The sequence below is a fragment of the Apilactobacillus ozensis DSM 23829 = JCM 17196 genome, assembly GCF_001435995.1.
GTDB lineage: Bacteria > Bacillota > Bacilli > Lactobacillales > Lactobacillaceae > Apilactobacillus > Apilactobacillus ozensis.
The window spans coordinates 43,716-44,184 of sequence record NZ_AYYQ01000034.1; the positions used below are offsets into that span (position 1 = coordinate 43,716).

General features: G+C 45.8%; 4 tRNA genes. All 4 read right to left on the reverse strand.

Features of this window, described 5'->3' with window-relative positions:
• Window positions 1–51 precede the first annotated feature (51 nt).
• Window positions 52–125, reverse strand: a tRNA-Asp gene (locus FD06_RS05455).
• 17 nt (window positions 126–142) lie between these two features.
• A tRNA-Val gene (locus FD06_RS05460) sits at window positions 143–215 on the reverse strand.
• A gap of 4 nt (window positions 216–219) precedes the next feature.
• A tRNA-Glu gene (locus FD06_RS05465) sits at window positions 220–292 on the reverse strand.
• 18 nt (window positions 293–310) lie between these two features.
• Window positions 311–402: transfer RNA gene (locus FD06_RS05470), tRNA-Ser, on the reverse strand.
• Window positions 403–469: the final 67 nt, after the last annotated feature.

Consider the following 469-nt stretch of genomic DNA (forward strand, 5'->3'; position numbering starts at 1 on the left):
CCATTTATGCTATAAGATAAATATTAAATTAAAAGTTACATAATGTAACTACGGTCCGTACGAGACTCGAACTCGTGATCTCCTGCGTGACAGGCAGGCGTCCTAACCAGCTAGACCAACGGACCAAATAAAATTGTCATTATGGAGGATACAGGGCTCGAACCTGTGACCTCCTGCTTGTAAGGCAGATGCTCTCCCAACTGAGCTAATCCTCCAAAATGACCCGTACGGGATTCGAACCCATGTTACTGCCGTGAAAGGGCAGTGTCTTAAACCACTTGACCAACGGGTCATAAACATTAAAGTTATACGGAGAGTAAGGGATTCGAACCCTTGAAACAGGCTTTAACCCGTTTACATCATTTCCAATGATGCTCCTTCGGCCAACTCGGACAACTCTCCAATATTATAACTAACTCCGGCAGGCGGGCTCGAACCGTCGACAACCTGATTAACAGTCAGGTGCTCT